At 73.6% G+C, this 19,414-nt stretch carries 17 protein-coding genes; 15 read left to right on the top strand and 2 right to left on the bottom strand.

From position 1 onward, the window contains the following. Positions 1-144: 144 nt before the first annotated feature. Both ACVJO7_RS12060 and ACVJO7_RS12055 read left to right on the top strand, forming a co-directional pair. Positions 145-1,275, top strand: a complete 1,131-nt coding sequence (locus ACVJO7_RS12060; protein WP_344019467.1) for an LLM class flavin-dependent oxidoreductase — start codon at positions 145-147, stop codon at positions 1,273-1,275. Next, positions 1,275-2,768: an aldehyde dehydrogenase family protein gene (locus ACVJO7_RS12055; protein WP_344019465.1), complete on the top strand. Its 1,494-nt coding sequence runs from the start codon at positions 1,275-1,277 to the stop codon at positions 2,766-2,768. Before ACVJO7_RS12060 ends, ACVJO7_RS12055 begins: the two co-directional genes overlap by 1 nt. A 68-nt stretch (positions 2,769-2,836) precedes the next feature. Here the strand turns inward: ACVJO7_RS12055 and ACVJO7_RS12050 are convergent, their stop codons facing one another. Beyond that, on the bottom strand, positions 2,837-3,763 hold the full coding sequence (locus tag ACVJO7_RS12050; RefSeq protein ID WP_491672927.1) for a MarR family winged helix-turn-helix transcriptional regulator: 927 nt from the start codon (positions 3,761-3,763) through the stop codon (positions 2,837-2,839). Between the two features lie 144 nt (positions 3,764-3,907). On the opposite strand from ACVJO7_RS12050, the gene ACVJO7_RS12045 reads away from it, so the two are divergent. From ACVJO7_RS12045 to ACVJO7_RS11995, 11 genes are all read left to right on the top strand, one after another. Continuing rightward, positions 3,908-4,696: an SDR family NAD(P)-dependent oxidoreductase gene (locus ACVJO7_RS12045; protein ID WP_344019461.1), complete on the top strand. Its 789-nt coding sequence runs from the start codon at positions 3,908-3,910 to the stop codon at positions 4,694-4,696. A gap of 23 nt (positions 4,697-4,719) precedes the next feature. Next, on the top strand, positions 4,720-5,583 hold the full coding sequence (locus ACVJO7_RS12040) for an alpha/beta fold hydrolase (protein WP_491672926.1): 864 nt from the start codon (positions 4,720-4,722) through the stop codon (positions 5,581-5,583). After that, positions 5,552-6,538, top strand: coding sequence for an ABC transporter permease (locus tag ACVJO7_RS12035; protein ID WP_344019457.1), 987 nt, complete (start codon positions 5,552-5,554; stop codon positions 6,536-6,538). Before ACVJO7_RS12040 ends, ACVJO7_RS12035 begins: the two co-directional genes overlap by 32 nt. Next, the gene (locus tag ACVJO7_RS12030; RefSeq protein WP_491672925.1) at positions 6,535-7,407 is read left to right on the top strand and encodes an ABC transporter permease; all 873 of its coding nucleotides are present in this window, start codon (positions 6,535-6,537) and stop codon (positions 7,405-7,407) included. Before ACVJO7_RS12035 ends, ACVJO7_RS12030 begins: the two co-directional genes overlap by 4 nt. Beyond that, a complete protein-coding gene (locus tag ACVJO7_RS12025) occupies positions 7,404-9,041 on the top strand; it encodes a dipeptide ABC transporter ATP-binding protein (protein WP_491672924.1) in 1,638 nt (545 codons plus the stop codon). Before ACVJO7_RS12030 ends, ACVJO7_RS12025 begins: the two co-directional genes overlap by 4 nt. Next, complete coding sequence (locus ACVJO7_RS12020) at positions 9,038-10,627, top strand: ABC transporter substrate-binding protein (RefSeq protein WP_491672923.1); 1,590 nt, start codon at positions 9,038-9,040, stop codon at positions 10,625-10,627. Before ACVJO7_RS12025 ends, ACVJO7_RS12020 begins: the two co-directional genes overlap by 4 nt. A 5-nt stretch (positions 10,628-10,632) precedes the next feature. Further along, on the top strand, positions 10,633-11,640 hold the full coding sequence (locus ACVJO7_RS12015; protein WP_491672922.1) for a ketopantoate reductase family protein: 1,008 nt from the start codon (positions 10,633-10,635) through the stop codon (positions 11,638-11,640). Continuing rightward, the gene (locus ACVJO7_RS12010; protein WP_344019447.1) at positions 11,637-12,887 is read left to right on the top strand and encodes a dipeptidase; all 1,251 of its coding nucleotides are present in this window, start codon (positions 11,637-11,639) and stop codon (positions 12,885-12,887) included. The genes ACVJO7_RS12015 and ACVJO7_RS12010 overlap by 4 nt, the downstream gene beginning before the upstream one ends. A 23-nt stretch (positions 12,888-12,910) precedes the next feature. Then, the gene (locus tag ACVJO7_RS12005; RefSeq protein WP_344019445.1) at positions 12,911-14,107 is read left to right on the top strand and encodes an LLM class flavin-dependent oxidoreductase; all 1,197 of its coding nucleotides are present in this window, start codon (positions 12,911-12,913) and stop codon (positions 14,105-14,107) included. A gap of 112 nt (positions 14,108-14,219) precedes the next feature. Beyond that, on the top strand, positions 14,220-15,572 hold the full coding sequence (locus ACVJO7_RS12000; protein WP_491672921.1) for an SLC13 family permease: 1,353 nt from the start codon (positions 14,220-14,222) through the stop codon (positions 15,570-15,572). Between the two features lie 54 nt (positions 15,573-15,626). Further along, entirely contained in the window at positions 15,627-16,898 is a 1,272-nt protein-coding gene (locus tag ACVJO7_RS11995; protein ID WP_491672920.1) for an MFS transporter, read from the top strand. Here ACVJO7_RS11995 and ACVJO7_RS11990 read toward each other — a convergent pair whose 3' ends face one another. Then, positions 16,899-17,615, bottom strand: a complete 717-nt coding sequence (locus ACVJO7_RS11990; RefSeq protein WP_491672919.1) for a TetR/AcrR family transcriptional regulator — start codon at positions 17,613-17,615, stop codon at positions 16,899-16,901. It lies immediately after the preceding gene. A gap of 87 nt (positions 17,616-17,702) precedes the next feature. Between ACVJO7_RS11990 and ACVJO7_RS11985 the strand changes: the two genes are divergently transcribed. Next, positions 17,703-18,446, top strand: coding sequence for an SDR family oxidoreductase (locus tag ACVJO7_RS11985; protein WP_491672918.1), 744 nt, complete (start codon positions 17,703-17,705; stop codon positions 18,444-18,446). Between the two features lie 34 nt (positions 18,447-18,480). Continuing rightward, positions 18,481-19,383 carry an SDR family oxidoreductase gene (locus ACVJO7_RS11980; RefSeq protein ID WP_491672917.1) on the top strand — a complete coding sequence of 301 codons (903 nt, stop codon included), beginning with the start codon at positions 18,481-18,483 and terminating at the stop codon, positions 19,381-19,383. Positions 19,384-19,414 lie beyond the last annotated feature (31 nt).

The raw sequence follows: 19,414 nt of genomic DNA, 5'->3' as shown, positions 1-19,414 counted from the left end.
CGCAGCCGGTAGAGGGCGATTGACACGGGGTTGCGGGTCCTCGTAGCGTCACCATCGATCCGTACACGTTGTTTTTCGACGGCGCAGAGTCGTCGGTACAGGCAACGATCGACCGGGAGTACCAACGCCGTCGAGGAGGACGCCGTGACCACTGCAAGCACCGCCGGGGCGCGCCATCCGGTCTTCAACGACCGGACCCTGCGCCTGGGGACGTTCTCGTCGAACCTGAGCGGGGGCTGCGCGATCTCCACGATCGACGGCGTCCTCGAGGCGACCTGGGACCAGACGCTGTCCCTGGCCCGGATGGGCGACGAGATGGAGTTCGAGGCGCTCGTGCCGGTCGGCCGCTGGCGCGGCTTCGGCGGCGAGACCAACTTCAACGGCGCCGGCTTCGAGTGCTTCACCTGGGCCGCTGGGATGGGCAGCGCCACCGAGCGGGCCGGGCTGTTCGTCACCTCGCACGTGCCGACCATCCATCCGGTGATGGCGGCGAAGCAGGCGACGACCATCGACCACATCTCCCGCGGCCGGCTCGCGCTGAACATCGTCACCGGCTGGCACACCCCGGAGATCGAGATGTTCGGGGTCAAGCAGCTCGCGCACGACGACCGCTACGCGGTCGCGCAGGAGTGGGTCGACATCGTCCGCCGGCTCTGGACCGCCGACGAGCCGTTCAGCTTCGACGGGAAGTACTTCCGGGTCACCGACGCCGCGATCGCGCCGAAGCCGGTCCAGGGGCCGCACCCGGTGCTGATGAACGCCGGCGGCTCGGGCCCGGGCCGGCACTTCGGCGCCCGCAACTGCGACGTCGTGTTCGTCAGCGCCGATCTCGCCCAGCAGGACCCGCAGGCGATGCGCGCCAAGGTGGACGACTTCAAGCGGCTGGCCCGGGAGGAGTACGGCCGCGAGATCAAGGTCTGGACCAACGCCTACATCGTCCAGGAGGACACCGAGGCCGAGGCGAAGCGCTTCCTCGACCACTACGTCAACGAGCGCGGCGACTGGGAGGCGGCGCAGAACCTGGTCACCAGCATGGGCCTGAACTCCCAGTCGTTCGACCCGGAGACGCTGCAGGAGATGAAGTTCCACTTCATCGCCGGCTGGGCCGGCTACCCGATCGTCGGCACCCGCGAGCAGGTCGCCGAGACGCTGATCGCGCTGAGCACCGAGGGCGGGCTCGACGGGGTGCTGCTGTCCTGGCCGCGCTACGTCCAGGACATGGCGCGCTTCCAGGCCGAGACCCATCCGCTGCTGGTCGAGGCGGGGGTGCGCTGATGACGGTCGTCTCCCCGCCCGATGCGTTGGCCGCCAACGAGCGGCGGGCCGCCGAGCTGCTCGACCGGGAGTGGTCGCTGCTGATCGGCGGCGAGCTGGTCGGCGCGCAGAGCGGCCGGACGTTCCCGGTGCGCAGCCCGTACACCGGCGAGGTGCTCGCGCACGTGCCGGACGGCGGCCGCGCGGACGCCGACCGGGCGGTGGCGGCCGCGAGCGCGGCCTTCCCCGGGTGGTCGGCGCGCAGCGCGGGGGACCGGGCGGCGGCGGTGCACGCACTGGCCGACGCGATCGAGCAGCGGGCCCGCGACTTCGCGCTGCTGGACACGGTGGACGGCGGCTCGCCGATCGCGATCATGTCCGCCGACGTGCACGCCGCGGTCGCGGCGCTGCGCTACTTCGCGGGCCTGGCCCTCGAGCTCAAGGGCGACACCGTCCCGGCGAGCACCAACCTGCACTTCACCGAGCGGCAGCCGTACGGGGTGGTCGCCAAGATCATCCCGTTCAACCATCCGTTCATGTTCGCCGCGGGCAAGATCGCCGCGCCGCTGGTCGCCGGGAACACGGTGGTGCTCAAGCCGGCCGAGGCGACGCCGCTGTCGGCGCTGCTGCTCGCCGAGGTCTGCCGGGACGTGCTGCCGGCCGGGGTGGTGAACATCGTCGTCGGCGACGGCGTCGAGGTGCCGGACGCGCTGGTCCGGCATCCGGACGTGTTCCGGATCGGCTTCACCGGCAGCGAGCCGGTGGGCCGGGCGATCCAGCGCGCCGCGGCCGAGGTCGCGGTCAAGGCGGTCACCCTGGAGCTGGGCGGCAAGAACGCGCTGATCGCCTTCCCGGACGCCGATCTCGACGAGGTCGCCGAGGCCGCCGTGCGCGGGATGAACTTCACCTGGTCCGGCCAGTCCTGCGGGTCCACCTCGCGGCTGCTCGTGCACGCCTCGGTCGCCGACGAGCTGGTCGCCCGGATCGCCCGGCTGCTCGCCGACCGGGAGTACCGGCCGCCGCTGGACCCGGCGGCGGTGCAGGGCACCCTGGTCAACCGCACCCAGTACGACCGGGTGCTCGGCTACCTCGCCACCGCCCGCGCCGAGGGGGCCCGGGTGGTCACCGGCGGCGGGCCGCCGGAGGGGGCCGGGGACGCCCTGTTCGTCGCGCCCACGGTGCTCGACGACGTGCGCCCCGACCACCGGGTGGCGAACGAGGAGATCTTCGGCCCGGTCCTCACGGTGCTGCGCTGGACCGAGGAGGCCGAGGCGGTCGCGCTGGCGAACAGCGTCCGCTACGGCCTGACCGGCAGCGTGTTCACCGACGACGTCCGGCGGGCCCATCGCGTCGCGCGGGCGCTGGAGACCGGCTTCGTGTGGATCAACACGGCCGGTCCGCACTACCTCGGCCTGCCCTACGGCGGCTGGAAGAACTCGGGCACCGGCACCGAGGAGGGGCTCGACGAGCTGCTCAGCTACACCCGGGTGAAGTCGGTGACCGTCGCGCTGTAGTCCGCTCCCCGCGCAGCGAGGGGCCCACCGTCCGGCACGACGGTGGGCCCCTCGCTGCGTGCCGAGGGTCAGCGCAGGACGACCCGGGCGAGCAGCCGCAGGAAGTCCCGGGTCGCCGCGGCGTCCAGCGGGCGCAGGTGGTCGGCCTCGATCTCGGCGCGCAGCGCCTCCGACCGCACCAGCAGCTCCCGGCCCTGCGGGGTCAGCGCGAGCAGCCGCTGCCTGCGGTCGTCCGGTCCGGTGCGGACGGTGAGCAGGCCCTTGCGGCGCAGCCGGGACACCAGCCCGGCCACCGACGTCGCGTCGATCGCGAGACCGTCCCCGACCTCCCGCTGCGGGCGGTCCGGCCGGGCGTCGACCACCCGCAGCAGCGCGTGCGCGCTGGGCGTGTGGGTGCCGGCGCGGGCGGTCCAGGCCGATCCGTACCGCTGCAGCCCGACCCGGACGAGCCGGCCGAACGCGTGCGTCTCGCGCACGGCGGACGCCGCCTCCGGGGTCCCGTCGAGGGTGCCGGCGTGCCGGCCGCGGTCGCTGAACGCGGTGCGGTCGAGATGGGTCAGCAGCCGGTCCCGGGCCGGCGGGTCGAGCACCGCGAGCATCGCCTCCTCGGCGGCGTGCAGCCGCTCCAGGTAGCGCTCGACCTCCCGCGCGGCCGGGGCGGTGGCGTGGTGGAAGGCGCGGCGGCGGTCCTGCTCGCCGGCCACCGCCACCACCTTGCCCTCCCGGGCGAGGCGGGCCAGCTGCACGCTGCTCGTCGCCGGGCTGAGCGAGGCCAGCTCGCACACCTGCCCGAGCGTCGCCCCCGGGACCCGGACCACCGCGAACAGCACCGAGAACTGGGCCGGGGTGAGCTCCGCGGGCCCGCCGGCGTACCGGGCCTGGGCGGTCTGCACGGCGCTCTTGGCGGTGCGCAGGAGGAACCCGACGTCCGCGGCGAACAGCTCGTGGAGCAGGGCGCCCGCGGGGCCGGCACTGCCGGATGACTGCGACGACACCCGCCGAGACTAGCATGTTGTTCGTGTACGAATTAATTGTTACGGCCCTGGTAAGTCGCTAGGAGCCTGTTGACGACCTGGTGGCCTGCCCATACTGTCCACATCGCTACGTACACGAACAATTGGCAGGCGAACGGAGTTCACATGACAGCGGACGGGGCCCGGGTGGTGCTGGTGACCGGGGCCGGAGCCGGCATCGGGCGCGCGGTCGCGGATCGGTTCGCGGCGCGGGGCGATCGGGTCGCCCTGCTCGACGTCGACGCCGGCCGGGTGACCGCGGCCGCGGCCGAGCTCGTCGGCACCGGCGCCGACGCGGTCGCGGTGACCGCCGACGTCGCCGATCCGGCGTCGGTGTCCGCCGCGTTCGACGAGGTCGTCGCCCGGCTCGGCCGGCTCGACGTGTGCGTGAGCAACGTCGGCGTCGCCAGCAGCACCCCGCTGCTGGACATGCCCGACACCGAGTGGCGACGGGTCGTCGGGACCAACCTGGACGGCACCTTCCACGTGCTGCGCGCGGCCGCCCGGCAGATGGTCCGGCAGGGCGACGGCGGCCGGATCTGCTGCGTCACCAGCTTCGCGGCCCGGTCCGCGCGGCGCGGCGCCGGTCCGTACTCGGCGTCGAAGGCGGGCCTGGAGATGCTCGCCAGGGTGGCCTGCCTGGAGCTCGCCGAGCACCGGATCACGGTCAACCTGGTCTCGCCCGGCTTCGTCGACCACGGCCGGCGCGCGGGCATGGGGGAGTTCGTCACCCCCGAGTACGCGGCGGCGATCGCCGCGACGATCCCGTGGGGGCGCACCGCGACGACCGCGGACGTGCTGCCCGCGATCGAGTTCCTGTGCTCGGCCGAGGCCGGGTACGTCACCGGGGCGCTGCTCAGCGTCGACGGTGGCGGCAGCGCCGGCCGGTTCGCGCTGCCGCGCAACAACGGATGAACCCCCGAGAGGACGCCCCAGCGATGAGCGACTGGAAGTACACCACCGTCGACGGTTACCGGACGCGGTACAAGGACGAGGGCACCGGCGATCCGATCGTGCTGTTCCACGGCGGCGAGTTCGGTGCGGGCGGCGCGGACACCTGGCGCGACGAGATGATCGACGTGCTGGTCGCGGCCGGGCACCGGGTGGTCGTGGTGGACCGCCTCGGCCAGGGCATGACCGACAATCCCCGGACCGACGACGACTACCGGATGTCGGCGGTGGTCGCGCACGCGACCGCGTTCGTCCGGTCCCTCGGGATCACCGGCGCCACCCTCGGCGGGCAGTCCCGCGGAGCCTTCGTGGCCTCCCGGATCGCGCTGGAGAACCCCGATCTCTGCGCCCGGCTGGTCATCGTCAACAGCGCGACGATCTCGGTGAAGTACCCGGCCGAGGGGGTGCCCGGAACCCTCACCCACAAGACCTACGCACAGACGATGACCGGCGACGTGCCGACCGATCTGCGCATCATGTCCTCGACCTTCGAGCACCTCACCGACGAGTTCGTCGCGTCCCGCGCCGAGATCTCCGCCCTGCCCAAGTCGCAGGAGGCCCGGACCGCGTTCACGCGGGTCGCCGAGGAGATGTACGCCGAGTTCGAGGTGCTCAAGAACCAGGTCCTCAAGTGGTTCATCGGCGGTGGGCACCGCAAGCCGACCCTGATCCTGTGGGGGGTCGGGGACCCCACCACCCGGTCGTCGGACGCCCTGGACCTGTTCGACGTGATGCAGCCGCACGTCGACGCGCTGCGCCTGCACATGATCAACCGGTCCGGTCACTGGCCGCACCGCGAGTACCCGGTGGAGGTGGCGGATGAGATCCGCGACTTCGTGGCCCGCCATTGACCCCCGGGTCCGCTACCTCGGGTCGCGGATCCTGCAGGGCCTGTTCGTGATCTGGGCGGCGTTCTCGCTGACCTTCCTGATGCTCTGGTGGCTGCCCGGCGACGCGGTCGTCGCCCGGCTCGGCGGCACCGGCGAGGGCGCCGACGTCCCGCCGGAGCAGGTCGCCGCGCTGCGCGCCGAGTACGGGCTGGACCGCCCGCTCCCCGTGCAGTACGGCGAGCAGCTGCGCGGGCTGGCGACCGGCGACCTCGGGGTGTCGGTGCGCACCGGCGTCCCGGTGACCGAGGTGATCGGCGGCGCGCTGCCGCCGACCCTGCTGCTCGCCGCCACCGCGCTGGGCGGTGCGGTGCTGGCCGGCACGCTGTTCGCCCTGGTCGCCACCGCGGTCCCCGGCCGGGTGGCGCGCCGGGTGCTGATCGGTCTGCCCGCGGTCGGGATCTCGGTCCCCACCTTCTGGGTCGGGCTGGTGCTGCTCACCGTGTTCAGCTTCCAGCTGCGCTGGTTCCCCTCGGTCGGCGACGCCGGCCCGGCCGGGCTGGTGCTGCCGAGCGTGACCCTGGCCCTGCCGGCCGGGGCGATGTACACCCAGATGCTCATCGCGAGCATGCGGGAGTCGCTGGCCGAGCCGTTCGTGGAGACCGCGCGGATGAAGGGCCTCGGCCCGGTCGCCGTGCACGTCCGGCACGCCGCCCGCACCGCGCTCGTCCCGCCGGTGACGATGCTCGGCCTGCTGGTCGGCAACGTCGTCGCCGGCGCCGTGGTGATCGAGACGGTGTTCTCCCGCGCCGGGCTGGGCCGGGTCACCGTCGACGCCGTCGACCTGCAGGACATCCCGGTCATCCAGGGGCTCGTCGTCGTCGGCGCGGTGGTGTACGTGCTGGCGGGCCTGCTCGTCGACCTGCTGTACCCGGTGCTCGACCCGCGGGTGCGGCTCACCTCCGGGGCCGGCCGATGAGCGCCCCGGCGACGGCCGCGCCGACCCCGGCCACCGATCCGGCGCTCGCGGCGACCGCGGGCCCGCGCCGCGGCCGCCGGCCGCGGGCACTGACCGCGGTCGGCGTGGCGGTGCTGCTGCTCGCCTTCGCCGCGGCCTTCTTCCCGACCCTGTTCACCTCGGTGGACCCGCAGCTCGCCGTGCCGGCCGACCGGCTCCAGCCGCCGAGCGGACGGCACTGGTTCGGCACCGACCAGCTCGGCCGCGACCAGTTCGCCCGGATCGTGCACGGCGCCCGCGCCTCGCTCGGCAGCGCCGCGATCGCGGTCGCGATCGCCCTGGTCGCGGGCACCGCGCTGGGGCTGGTCGCCGGCTTCCTCGGCGGCGTGGTGGACGCCGCGGTGATGCGGCTGCTCGAGGTGGTGCTGGCGATCCCGCCGCTGCTGCTCGCCCTCGCACTGGTCTCCGCGCTGGGCTTCGGCACCGTGAACGTCGCGGTCGTGGTCGGGGTGGTGAGCACCGCGGCGTTCGCCCGGCTGGTCCGCGGCGAGGTGCTGCGGATCCGCTCGATGGCCTTCGTCGAGGTCGCCCGGTCCGCCGGGTTCGGCCGCGCGTCGGTGCTGCGCCGGCACGTCCTGCCGCACACCCTCGGCCCGGTGCTGGTGCTGGCCACGCTGGAGTTCGGCACCGCGCTGCTCGCGATCTCCACGCTCAGCTTCCTCGGCTTCGGCACCCCGCCGCCCGCGCCCGAATGGGGCTCGCTGGTGTCGGCGGGCCGCGGCTTCCTCGGCACGGCCTGGTGGATGTCGGCGATGCCCGGCCTGGTCATCGCGGTCGTGACGTTGACGGTCAACCAGCTCGCCCACTCGGTCGAAGGAGGACGTCGATGACGGCGGCCACGGACCCGCGTACCGATCCCGCCGCCGCGGGAACCGGCCCGATCCTCACCGTGCAGGGGCTGCGGGTGTCCTACGGCCGGACCGCGGTCGTGCACGGCGTGGACCTGACGGTGCAGCCGGGCGAGGTCGTCGCGCTGGTCGGCGGCTCCGGCTCCGGCAAGAGCACCGTCGCGACCGCGATCACCGGGATGCTGCCGGCCGGCGGCCGGATCGACGACGGCCGCATCCGGTTCGCCGGGCGCGACCTCGCCCGGGCGACCGAGAAGGAGTTCCGGCAGGTCCGGGGCTCGCAGATCGGGCACGTGCCGCAGGACCCGATGAACTCGCTGAACCCGGTCCTGCGGGTCGGCGACCAGATCGCCGAGGTGCTGCGGGCGCACGGCGCGGCCGGCCGGGCGCAGGCCCGGGAGGCGGCCGTCGCGCTGCTCGCGGACGCCGGGCTGAGCGAGCCGGCGGCCCGCGCCCGGCAGTACCCGCACCAGCTCTCCGGCGGTATGCGGCAGCGGGTGCTGATCGCGATGGCGTTCGCCTGCCGGCCGCGCCTGGTGATCGCCGACGAGCCGACCAGCGCACTGGACGTGACCGTGCAGCGGCGCATCCTCGACCACATCGAGGAGGTGCGGGCCCGGCACGGCACGGCGGTCCTGATGATCACCCACGATCTCGGCGTGGCCACCGACCGGGCCGATCGGGTGGTCGTCATGAACGACGGCCGGGTGGTCGAGGCCGGGACCAGCGCGGACGTGCTGCTGCGCCCGCGGGAGGACTACACCCGCCGGCTGGTCGCCGCGGCGCCGGCCGCGGTCCGGCGCCCGCCGGTGGACAACCCGGACCTGCTCGAGGTGCGCGGGCTGACCAAGGACTTCGCGCTGCCGCGCACCGCGGGCGGCGCCCGCTCGGTGCGGGCGGTGGACGGCGTGTCGTTCGGCGTGCCGCGCGGCTCGACGTTCGCGATCGTCGGCGAGTCCGGCTCGGGCAAGAGCACCGTCGCCCGGATCGTGATGGGCCTGGAACGGCCCACCGCGGGCGAGGTCCGCCTCGCCGGGGAACCGGTCTCCGGGACCGGGCGCGACCGGGGCCGGCGGCTGCAGATGGTCTACCAGAGCCCGTACGCCTCGCTGGACCCGCGGTTCAGCGTGGGCCGCTCCATCGCCGAGCCGCTGGACGGCTTCCGGATCGGCACCCGGGCCGAGCGGTCCGCGCGGGTACGCGAGCTGCTCGACCAGGTCGGGCTGCCCGCGGCCACCGCGGCCGCGCACCCCCGGGAGCTCTCCGGCGGGCAGCGGCAGCGGGTCGCGATCGCCCGCGCGCTGGCCGTGCGGCCGGAGGTCGTCGTGCTCGACGAGGCGGTCTCCGCGCTGGACGTGCTGATCCAGGCCCAGATCCTGGACCTGCTGCGCGAGCTGCAGACCGGGCTCGGCCTCACCTACCTGTTCATCAGCCACGACCTCGGCGTGGTCCAGCAGGTCTCGGACCGGGTGCTGGTCATGCAGCACGGCCGGGCCGTCGAGACCGGGACCGCCGCCGACGTCCTCACCGATCCCCGCACCGCGTACACCCGCGAGCTCGTCGGCGCCATCCCCGGCCGGCGGCTCCTCACCCCAGCAGACGAGGACCCCCGATGATCATCGGTACCCGACGGCGGCCGGTACTGGCCGCCACCGCACTCGCGATCGCGATGCTGCTCACCGGCTGTGCCGGCGCGGCCGGGCCGGCCGGTCCGGCCGGCGGCGAGCCGGTCCGCGGCGGCACCGCCGTGATCGGCACGCCGGTCGATCCCGGCTGCATCGACCCGCACCAGCTCCAGCAGCGGGCGATGCTGTCCATCACCCGCCAGGTCACCGACTCGCTGGTGCACCAGGACACCGACACCGGGCGGATCGAGCCGTGGCTGGCCGAGTGGACGGTCGGCCCGGACGGCCGCAGCTACACCTTCGACCTGCGCGACGACGTCACCTTCAGCGACGGCACGCCGCTGACCGCCGAGGTCGTGAAGGGCAACATCGACGCCGTCCTGGAGATGGGCGCCCGGGCGATCGTCGCCGGCCCCTACCTGCGCAACGTGCAGGAGGTGACGGTCGACGCCCCGGACCGGGTCACCATCGCGCTCGCCGAGCCGGACGCGCAGCTGCTGCAGGGCCTGTCCACGCCGTCGCTCGGGATCGTCGGCGCCGCCACCCTGGCCGGCACGCCGGACGACCGGTGCCGCGGCGGCATCGTCGGGACCGGCCCGTTCACGCTGACCGACTTCGTGTCCGGGCAGCGGGTCGAGCTGGCCCGCCGGGACGGGTACGCCTGGGCGCCCGCCGCCTTCGCCAACCAGGGCGAGGCGCATCTCGACACCGTCGAGTTCCGCCAGTTCCCGGACGCCTCGGTCCGGCTCGGCAGCCTGCTGTCGAACCAGATCGACCTCACCGTCGAGATGCAGCCGCAGGACATCGCGCAGGCCGAGGCCGCCGGGATGACGCCGGTGCTGCGGCCGAACCCCGGGTTCACCAACAGCCTGTTCGTCAACGCCGACCGGGCGCCGCTGGACGACCCGGCGATCCGCGAGGCCCTCCAGGTCGGGTTCGACCGCGCCGTGGTGGTGCCGACCGCGCTCGACGTCACCGACGTCCCGTCGACCGCCGTGCTGTCCAGCACCACCCCGATGTACACCGACATGGCGGACCGGCTCGGGTTCGACGCCGCCCGGGCGACGCAGGCCCTCGACGAGGCGGGCTGGGTCCCCGGCCCGGACGGCGTCCGGGTCCGCGACGGGCAGCGGGCGAGCTTCGACGTCATGTACTTCACCCCCATCTACCTGCTCTACGTGCCGCTGCTGGAGCTGATGCGCCAGCAGTACGGCGAGATCGGGATCGAGATGAACCTCGAGCCGGTGCCGCTGGCGGTGGGCACCGAGCGACAGCGCAACCTGGACTTCGACGCCCGCATGTCCGGCCTGACCCGGGCCGATCCGGGTGTGCTCGAGTCGCAGATCTACCGCGGTGACGACGAGCTCAACGCGGTGCTGACCGCGCAGCGGCAGGCGACCGACGAGGACCGCCGCCAGGAGCTGGTGGACGAGGCGAGCGGGATGATCCTGGACCGCGGCTACAACATCCCGATCCACGAGCTGATCCTGCCGATGGCGGCCAACCCGCGGGTGCAGGGCGTGGAGCTGGACGCGACCAACGGCCTGCTGCTGTCCGGCCTCTGGCGGGCCGGATGACCGCGGTGACGGTCGTGGGGTGCGGGGCCGTCGGCGGCACGCTGGCCCTGCACCTCACCCTGGCCGGCGCCGAGGTGACGGTGGTCGAGCGGGACACCGCGCACCGCGACGCGATCGCCGCCCGCGGGATCACCGTGACCGGCGCCGACGGCACCGCCACCACCGTCCGCCCGGCCGCCGTGGTCGATCCCGCCGACCCGCTCACCGGGGTGCGCTGCACGACCGTGCTGCTCGCGGTCAAGTCGCAGGAACCCCTGGCCGCGGCCGGCTGGGTGGCACCCCGGCTCACCGCCGACGGCCACCTGGTGTCCTGCCAGAACGGCGGCAACTCCGACGTGCTCGCCGGGGTGGTCGGGCCGGACCGGGTGCTCGGCGCGTTCGTGGACATCGCCGCGGACGTCGTCGGGCCCGGGACGGTGCGCAGCGGCGGCGTGACCCGGCTGGTCGTCGGCGAGCCCGGCGGCGGCCCGGGCCGCCGGGCCGCCGCGCTGGCGGCGCTGCTGCCGGAGGTGGTGCAGACCACCGACGACGTGCGCGGACTGATCTGGTCCAAGCGGGTGCTCGCCGCGATGTACACGCTGACCGCCCTGGTCGACGCGGACACCGCGGACGTGATCGACCGGCACCGCGACCTGATGCTCGCCGTCGCCGCGGAGGTCCGCGCGATCGCCGCCGCCGAGGGCGTCACGCTGCGCGATCTCGGCTACTTCGACCCGGCCCGGCTGGCCGACGATCCCGGCGGCTGCCTGGACGATCTCGTCGCCTGGCAGCGCGGGGTGACGAAGGTCCGGGTCGGCCCGTTCCGGGACATCGCCGTGCGCGGGCGGCGCACCGAGGCGCACACCGAGCTGGCCGACCTGCGCCGGGCCGCCGCCGCGCACGGCCTGCCGGCGCACCACCTCGCCCGGCTGGACGGGCAGCTCACCGAGCTGGAGTCCGATCGCCGGTCCTTCACCCACGACAACCTCCGGCCGGCCGAGTGGCCGGCGCCGATCGGACAGGAGATCGCATGACCCAGCCCGCGACGACCCGCTACCGGGGCTACCGCTCCTTCGACTACCTGCGGCCCGGCGAGGACTTCCGGCGCTACGACCTGGTCCCGCAGCGCAACCGGGTCGGTGAGTACGTCGTCGAGCTCGACGACGCCGGGCGCGCCCGGTTCGACCGGCTCCTCGCCGAGCACCCGGTGATCAGCCTGCACGACCACGTGACCGTCTACCCGTCCCGACCGTCGGAGATCGCCGCGTACTGCCGCGACGGCCGGGTCGAGGTCGGCTACGAGGGGCTGAGCCGCTCGGGCCTGACGGCCGTGTTCGACAACCTCAACGGCCCCACCGGCTGCGTGACCAGCGCGCACGGCTGGAAGTGGTCGGACACCGTGCACGAGATCGGGCTGCGGCTCGCCGACCTGGCCAAGCAGGACTTCGTCGTGCTCGCGACGACCGTCGAGGACATCCTCGCCGCGCAGCGCGACGGGCGGGTGGCGATGGTGCTCGGGCTGGAGTCCGCCACCATGATCGAGAACGAGCTGGACCGGCTGGACATGCTCTACGGCTTCGGCATCCGGCAGATGGGCCTGGTCTACAGCGACGCCAACGGCCTGGGCGGCGGCCTGAAGGAGCACCGCGACGGCGGGCTCACCCGGTTCGGCCGGTCCGCGGTCCGCCGGATGAACCAGCTCGGCATGCTGATCGACGTCTCGCACGCCGGGGACCGGACCAGCCTGCAGGCCTGCGAGGTCTCCGAGACCCCGGTCGTCGCCACGCACGCCGGTGCGCGCGGCGTGTGGGGCTCGGAGCGGATGAAGCCGGACGTGGTGCTGCGCGCGATCGCGGACTCCGGTGGCGTGATCGGGATCGAGGCCGCGCCGCGGTCGACGGTGTCCCCGCAGCACCCGAAGCAGCGGATCGAGTCGGTGCTGGACCACTTCGAGTACTGCGTGGACCTGCTCGGCATCGACCACGTGACGTTCGGCCCGGACACCATCTACGCCGATCACTCGGCGTTCCACGAGGCGATGCCGATGGTCTTCCGCAACGCCGATCCGGCCGGGCCGCCCGCCGACGACGCGATCAGCCGCACCGGCGTCACCAACCCGGTCCCCGATCCGGTGTCCCACGTGGAGGGCGTCGAGGACCCGACCGAGGCGATGCGCAACCTGCTGGCGTCGCTGGTCGCCCGCGGCTACGCCGACGAGGACCTGCAGAAGGTGGCGGGCGGCAACACGCTGCGCGTCCTGCGGCAGGTCTGGCCCCGATGAACCCCCCGACGAAGGAGCAGCCGATGTCCACCACAGCCCGCCCGCTCGCCACCGGGCGCCGCACCCCGAAGCCCCGCCTGCACGACGGGACGATGCGCTTCGGCCTGATGTGGCCGAATTCGCCGTCGCCGTTCGTGACGTCCCGGACGATCGCCGAGGCGAACCCGGACGTGCTCGACGTCGACACGCACGTCGAGCTGGCCCGCACCGCGGAGGAGGCCGGCGTCGACTTCGTGTTCTTCGCCGACGGCTACACCCACCACGGCGAGCACAACGCCCGCGTCGGGCACGGCGAGCCGTGCGTGTCGGCGCCGATCTGGGCGCCCATCGTGATGTCCGCGACGCAGCACATCGGCGTGGTCACGACCATGCACGCCCGCTACCTGTCGCCGGTGGTGCTGGCCCGGCTCGGCGCCAATCTCGACGTGCTCAGCGGCGGCCGGTGGGGCTGGAACATCGTGCCCGGCTCCAAGGGCTCCGAGGCCGAGCTGTTCGGGATGGAGATCGGCGAGCACGACGACCGGTACGCCGCGGTGGCCGAGACGCTGCAGGCGGTCCGCGCGCTGTGGGGGGCGAAGGGGAGCCCGATCGAGTTCGAGGGCCGGCAGCACACGCTGCGCGGCACCCCGCGCGGCCCCTATCCGGTGCAGGACTCCCCGCTGATCTTCAACGCCGGGGTGTCGCCGGCCGGCCAGGCGTTCCTGGCCCAGCACGCCGACTACGCCTTCTACGCGGTGGTCGACGACCAGGAGAAGGTCCGCGCGACGGTCCGGCAGGTCGCCGACCGGGTCGCCGAGGCCGGGCGGGAGCCGGGCTCGGTGGGCATCGTCGGGTCGATCGGCGTCGTCCTGGACTCGACCACCGAGGCCGCCAAGGAGAAGCTGGAGTGGATCTCCGCCCAGGTCGACCTGGACGCGGCCCGCGGCTGGGCGCGGACCTTCCTCGCGGGCAGCCAGTCCTACCGCAAGGACTTCGGTGACGACGTCGACCGGGTCGCCAGGCGGATCGGCCTGGCGGCCGGGGCGCGCATGCTGGTGGGCAGCCCGGCCGACGTCGCCGAGCAGCTGATCCAGTCCTATCGCGACACCGGCCTGGCGAACTACATGCTCACCTTCCCGCTGTGGGCGCCGTCCGAGGTGGCCCGGCTGCGCGAGGTGCTGCCGCATCTGGAGCGGGCCGGGGTGTGGCGGCCGCCGGCCGCCCGGAACTACTCATGGTAGCTACACCAACTATTCCGTTCGGTCGTTGACGAGCAGGTGAAAGCTCCGTAGATTTCCCAATCACTCCGTATACGTACAAACTCAGAGTGGTCGAGGAAGGACGTTGACGTCCATGCACATCGATGTGCTCGCCGGTCTCCTGCTCGTCGCGGTGTTCGTCCTCGGGACGACCACCCGCGCCAACATCGGGGTCCTCGGCCTGCTGGCCGCCTTCGCCCTCGGCGGGTTCGCCATGGGGGAGAGCACGACCGAGATCCTGGCCGGGTTCCCGGCGTCGCTGTTCCTGCTGATCCTCGGGGTGACCTACCTGTTCTCGGTCGCCAACAGCAACGGGACGATGGAGTGGGTGATCGGCGTCGCCGCGCGGGCGGTCCGCGGGCGCGCCGTCGCGGTGCCGACGGGCCTGTTCGCCGGGGCCGCCGTGATCACCGCCTTCGGCGCCCCGGCCCAGGTGGCCGTCGTGATGCTGGCCCCGATCGGGATCCGGCTGGGCCGGTCCTGCGGGATCAGCCCGTTCGTCGCCGGGCTCATGGTCATCCTGGGGGTCTGCGGCGGCAGCTTCTCGCCGCTGAACATCCTGGCGGCCATCGCGAACCAGAGCATGCGGGACAACGGGCTCGAACCGCAGCCGGCGGCGCTGTTCGCCGGGGTGCTGGCGGCGAACCTGGTGCTGGCGGCGTCGGTGATCGTGTTCGAGGGGCTGCGGGCCCGGCGGCGGACGGCCCGTCCGGTGCCCGCGGCGGTCGGTCCGGCCGGCCCCGCCGGTCCGGCCGGCCCCGCCGGCCCCCTCGGCTCTGCCGACTCCGCCGACCCCCTCGGCTCTGCCGACTCCGCCGGTCCGGGCGGCTCGCTCGACCCGGTCGACCTGCCGCCGCGCCGGCCGATCGACCTGGCGGTGGCGGCCACGCTGGCCGGCTTCCTGTTCGTGCTGCTCGGCTCGGTGGCCCTGGAGCTGGACCTCGGTGCGCTCGCGCTGGCCGTGGCGCTGCTGCTGCACCTGCTGTTCCCCCGCCCGGACGCGATGGACGGCATCAACTGGAACGTGCTGCTGCTGATCTGCGGGCTCGTCACCTACATCGCGGTGATGACCCGCGCGGGCACCTTCGACCGGGTCGCCGAGGGGCTCGCCGGCGTCGGCTCGCCGGTCGTCGCGGCCCTGCTGGTCTGCTTCGGTGCGGCGCTGGTGTCCGCCTTCGCGTCCAGCACGGCCACCATCGGCACCGCGGTGGTGCTGGCGGTCCCGCTGATCGCCGACGGCGGCCTGGGCGCGGTCGGGCTGGTGATCGCCATCTGCCTGTCCTCGACGCTGGTCGACGCGAGCCCGTTCTCCTCGGTCGGTGCGCTCACCGTCGCCGCGGCGCCGAAGGGCAGCGCGCCGCGGCTGTTCCGCGCCCTGCTGATCTGGGGCTTCAGCATGATCCTCGTCGCCCCGGTGCTGTCCGTCCTGGTCTTCGTGGCCCTGTAGCGCCACGAGATTCCGTCGCTGTTCCCCGTTCAGAGTCGAGAGGGTCCCCGTCACATGTCCACAGTCGACACGTCTGCACCAGGGTCCGAGTTCCGGCGGCACTGGCGCGCACTCAGCGCCGCGACGATCGGCACGGCCACCAGCATCGTCGTGCTGCCGTTCTACACGAACGGCCTGTTCATCCCCGAGCTCGAGGCCGAGTTCGGCTGGACCCGCGCCGAGCTCACCTCGCTCCCGCTGATCGGGTCGGTGATCCTGATCCTGACCGCCCCGCTGGTCGGCGTCGTCGTCGACCGGTTCGGTGCGCGGGTACCGGCCTCGCTGTCGCTGGTCGCGCTCGCGGCGTCGTTCCTGCTGCTCAGCCTGAACGGCGGGTCGTTCCTCGGGTACGCCGCCCTCTTCGCCTCGATGTACCTGCTGGCGTCCGCGTCGACCGCGGTGTCGTTCAGCCGGGTCATCAACGAGCGGTTCGACCGCAGGCGCGGCATCGCGCTCGGGGTCACCTTCGCCGGTGGCGGCGTGGTCGCCTTCCTGGCGCCGCGGCTGCTCGGCACCACGATCGCCGAGAACTGGCGAGCCGGGTACCAGATCCTCGGCATCGTCACCCTGGTCGGCGCGCTGCTGGTGCTGCTGCTGATGCCGGGCCGGGGGGACCGGGCCGGCGGACCGGCATCGACCGGCCCGGGCATCCCGGCGACGGTGATCCGCGGGTCGGTCTGGTCGGTGGTCCGGACCTCGCTGTTCGTCCGGCTGTCGCTGGTCTTCCTCACCCTGTCGCTGGCGGTGGGCGGGATGACCTCGCACCTGGTGCCGCTGCTGCGCGACTCCGGTGTGGACGCCGGCTCCGCCGCGGCGACCGCGAGCCTGATCGGTATCGCCATCATCGTCGGCCGGCTCGGCGTCGGCCTGCTCGTGGACCGGTTCTTCGCCCCGTACGTCGGGATCGGCGTGCTCGTGCTCGCCTCGCTCGGCTATCTCGTGCTGCTCGTCGGCGGGCCCGGCTTCGCGGCGGCCGCCGCGGTCGGCATCGGCCTGGCGCTGGGCGCGGAGGTCGATCTGCTCGGCTACATCACCGCGCGCTACTACGGCATCACGCACTACAGCCGGATCTTCGGGATGCTGTACGCGGCGTTCACGCTGGGGATCGGCGCCGGGCCGCTGCTGCTGGCCGAGCTGCGGGCCGCCACCGGCGGCTACGGCCTGCCGCTGATCGTGTCGCTCGGGTTCCTCGTGTTCGCCGCCGTGCTGCTGGCCACGCTGCCCCGGTTCCCGGTCGCCGGGACGGGTGCGAGCGAGTCGCCCGTCCCGCAGCCGGCGACCCGGTGATCAGGACAGCCGGGCCAGCCACTCGTCGAGCAGCAGCCGCTCGCCGGGGCTGAACGTCGCGTCGTCGGGCAGTAGCCGGGACAGCGCGACCGCGTGCCGCGCGACGTCCCGGCCGGACTGCGGGGTGGCGCCAGTGGTGACGGCGGCGAGCACCGCCTCCCGGCACGTCACCGAGACGGACATGTCCCGCTGGTCGGCGGGCAGCGCCATCAGGGTGAGCGTCACCCCGCAGCCTGCCGAGTGGATGACCTGCGCGGCCCGGTCCACGTCCTGGGTCAACCGGCCGGCCTCGGCGACCCGTTCGACGAGGGTCCGCAGGATCCGCGCGGCGGCGTCCAGCGCCGGCTGCGGCACGCCGGGGGTGTACCGGCCGTAGGCCACGGCGTAGACCTGCGGGTGGTCGAGCCCGTAGCCGACGTGCAGGTCCCATCCCGCGCGCAGCGCGTCGACCGGGTCGTCGGTCGGCGGGAGATCGTGCTTCGCGGCGATGTACCGGTCGAAGCCGCGCGCCGTGGCGGCCCGGACCAGCTCGTCCATGTCGCCGAAGAGCCGGTAGATGGTCATCGGCCGGACACCGGCCTTCGCGCTGACCGCCCGCGTCGTGACGGCGTCCGGACCCTCGGAGTCCAGGAGTTCCAGGGCGGCCGTCTCGATCGCCTCCCGGCGGCCGGCCGTCTCCGGTCGTGCCGGCGCCGGGGGTGCCTGCTCCACGTTCATGAGGTCAACGGTACCGCTTTTCTGTTTTCGTTGGTAACGTTTCCAGCGGCCACACGGAAGCGTGGTCGCTGACAACAAGGAGATGTGATGACCGAGAACCATCTGACGACCCGCGTCGCGATCGTGACCGGGGGCTCGCGCGGGATCGGCCGCGAGGTCGCCGAGCGGCTCGGCGCCGACGGGCTGGCGGTCGTCGTCGGGTACCGCAGCGACGACCGGTCGGCGGCCGAGACGGTGGCCGCCGTCGAGGCGAAGGGCGGCCGGGCGCACGCGGTCCGGGTCGACGTCGCCGACGAGACGTCGGTCGCGGCGCTGTTCGGCGAGGCCACCGACCGCTTCGGCGGGGTCGACGTGGTCGTGAACGCCGCCGGGGTGATGATCCTCGGCCCGCTGGCCGACTTCGATCTCGACGCCTTCGACCGCATGCACCGCACGAACGTCCGCGGCACCTTCGTGGTGGACCAGCTCGCGGCCCGGCAGGTCAGGCCGGGTGGCGCGATCGTCAACTTCTCCACCTCGGTGAAGAAGCTCGCGCTGGAGACCTACGCCGCGTACGCCGCGTCGAAGGGCGCGGTCGACGCGCTCAGCCTCATCCTGGCCAAGGAGCTGCGCGGCCGGGACATCACCGTCAACGCGGTCGCACCCGGTCCGACCGCGACCGAGCTGTTCCTCGACGGCAAGTCCGACGAGGTCGTCGCCCGGATGGCGAAGCTCAACCCGCTGGAGCGGCTCGGCACGCCCGGCGACATCGCCGAGGTCGTCTCGCTGCTCGCGGGAGCGGGCCGCTGGATCAACGGCCAGGTGCTCTACGTCAACGGCGGAATGGTCTGAGGACCCCCGCACGAGAAGAAGGAGGGCCACCACGATGGCTCGGGTACTGATCACCGGTTCCGGAACCGGGATGGGCAGGTTGGCCGCACGCACCCTCGCCGCCCGCGGGCACACGGTGTACGCGTCGATGCGGGATCCGCGCGTACGCAACCGCACGCGGGCGGCCGACCTCGAGGGCTGGGCCGGCGAGCACGGCCACGACCTGCGGGTGGTGGAGCTCGACGTGCTGGACGAGGCGTCGGCGGCCGCGGCCGTCGGGCAGGTCGTCGAACGGTCCGGCGGTCTGGACGTGGTCGTGCACAACGCCGCGCACCTGTACGTCGGGATCACCGAGGCGTTCGATCCGGAACAGGTGCTGAGCGCGTTCGACACCAATGCGGTCGGTGCGCTGCGGGTGAACCGCGCGGTGCTGCCGGTCATGCGCCGGCAGCGGTCCGGCCTGCTGGTCTGGGTCGGCAGCGGCACCAGCTTCGTCGTCCCGCCGTTCCTGGCGCCCTACACCGCGGCGAAGGCGGCGTTCGACTCGTTCGCCGAGTCGGTCGCGGTGGAGGTGGCCCGGTACGGGATCGAGACCTCGATCGTCGCGCCGGGGCCGTTCACCGAGGGCACGGAGCACTTCCCGAACGCCGCCGCGCCGCGCGACGAGCAGGTCGCCGACGCCTACCGGGAGCTCTACGGCGAGACCCTGGCGCGCAACGGCGAAGCGACCGAAGGGCTGTTCCCGGCCGGGGTGGAGCAGGACGTGCAGGCCGTCGCGGACGAGATCGCCCGGGTCGTCGGCCTGCCGCGGGGGAGCCGGCCGTACCGCACCTCGGTGGACTTCTCCGACTTCGGCGACGAGCCGGTGAGTGCGGTGTCGGTGGCGCAGCGGGCCCGGTTGCTCACCCGGATGGGGCTCGCCGACGTGCTCGACCCGGTTGGTCACGGGGCGGAGTGAGGCCGGCGGCCCGGGCCGTCCCGCGTCGCGG

This window comes from Pseudonocardia sp. DxW, from assembly GCF_058448985.1.
Note: the sequence above shows the minus strand (reverse complement) of the source record. Positions and strands in the feature narration are given on the sequence as shown.

Excerpts from the sequence above, each read along its gene's own strand:
- ACVJO7_RS12000 (WP_491672921.1), top strand. The coding sequence starts at position 14,220 with ATGCACATCGATGTGCTCGCCGGTCTCCTGCTCGTCGCGGTGTTCGTC.
- ACVJO7_RS12030 (WP_491672925.1), top strand. The coding sequence starts at position 6,535 with ATGAGCGCCCCGGCGACGGCCGCGCCGACCCCGGCCACCGATCCGGCG.
- ACVJO7_RS12045 (WP_344019461.1), top strand. The coding sequence starts at position 3,908 with ATGACAGCGGACGGGGCCCGGGTGGTGCTGGTGACCGGGGCCGGAGCC.
- ACVJO7_RS12025 (WP_491672924.1), top strand. The coding sequence starts at position 7,404 with ATGACGGCGGCCACGGACCCGCGTACCGATCCCGCCGCCGCGGGAACC.
- ACVJO7_RS12035 (WP_344019457.1), top strand. The coding sequence starts at position 5,552 with ATGAGATCCGCGACTTCGTGGCCCGCCATTGACCCCCGGGTCCGCTAC.
- ACVJO7_RS11980 (WP_491672917.1), top strand. The coding sequence starts at position 18,481 with ATGGCTCGGGTACTGATCACCGGTTCCGGAACCGGGATGGGCAGGTTG.
- ACVJO7_RS11990 (WP_491672919.1), bottom strand. The coding sequence starts at position 17,615 with ATGAACGTGGAGCAGGCACCCCCGGCGCCGGCACGACCGGAGACGGCC.
- ACVJO7_RS11995 (WP_491672920.1), top strand. The coding sequence starts at position 15,627 with ATGTCCACAGTCGACACGTCTGCACCAGGGTCCGAGTTCCGGCGGCAC.
- ACVJO7_RS12055 (WP_344019465.1), top strand. The coding sequence starts at position 1,275 with ATGACGGTCGTCTCCCCGCCCGATGCGTTGGCCGCCAACGAGCGGCGG.
- ACVJO7_RS12010 (WP_344019447.1), top strand. The coding sequence starts at position 11,637 with ATGACCCAGCCCGCGACGACCCGCTACCGGGGCTACCGCTCCTTCGAC.
- ACVJO7_RS11985 (WP_491672918.1), top strand. The coding sequence starts at position 17,703 with ATGACCGAGAACCATCTGACGACCCGCGTCGCGATCGTGACCGGGGGC.
- ACVJO7_RS12040 (WP_491672926.1), top strand. The coding sequence starts at position 4,720 with ATGAGCGACTGGAAGTACACCACCGTCGACGGTTACCGGACGCGGTAC.
- ACVJO7_RS12020 (WP_491672923.1), top strand. The coding sequence starts at position 9,038 with ATGATCATCGGTACCCGACGGCGGCCGGTACTGGCCGCCACCGCACTC.
- ACVJO7_RS12005 (WP_344019445.1), top strand. The coding sequence starts at position 12,911 with ATGTCCACCACAGCCCGCCCGCTCGCCACCGGGCGCCGCACCCCGAAG.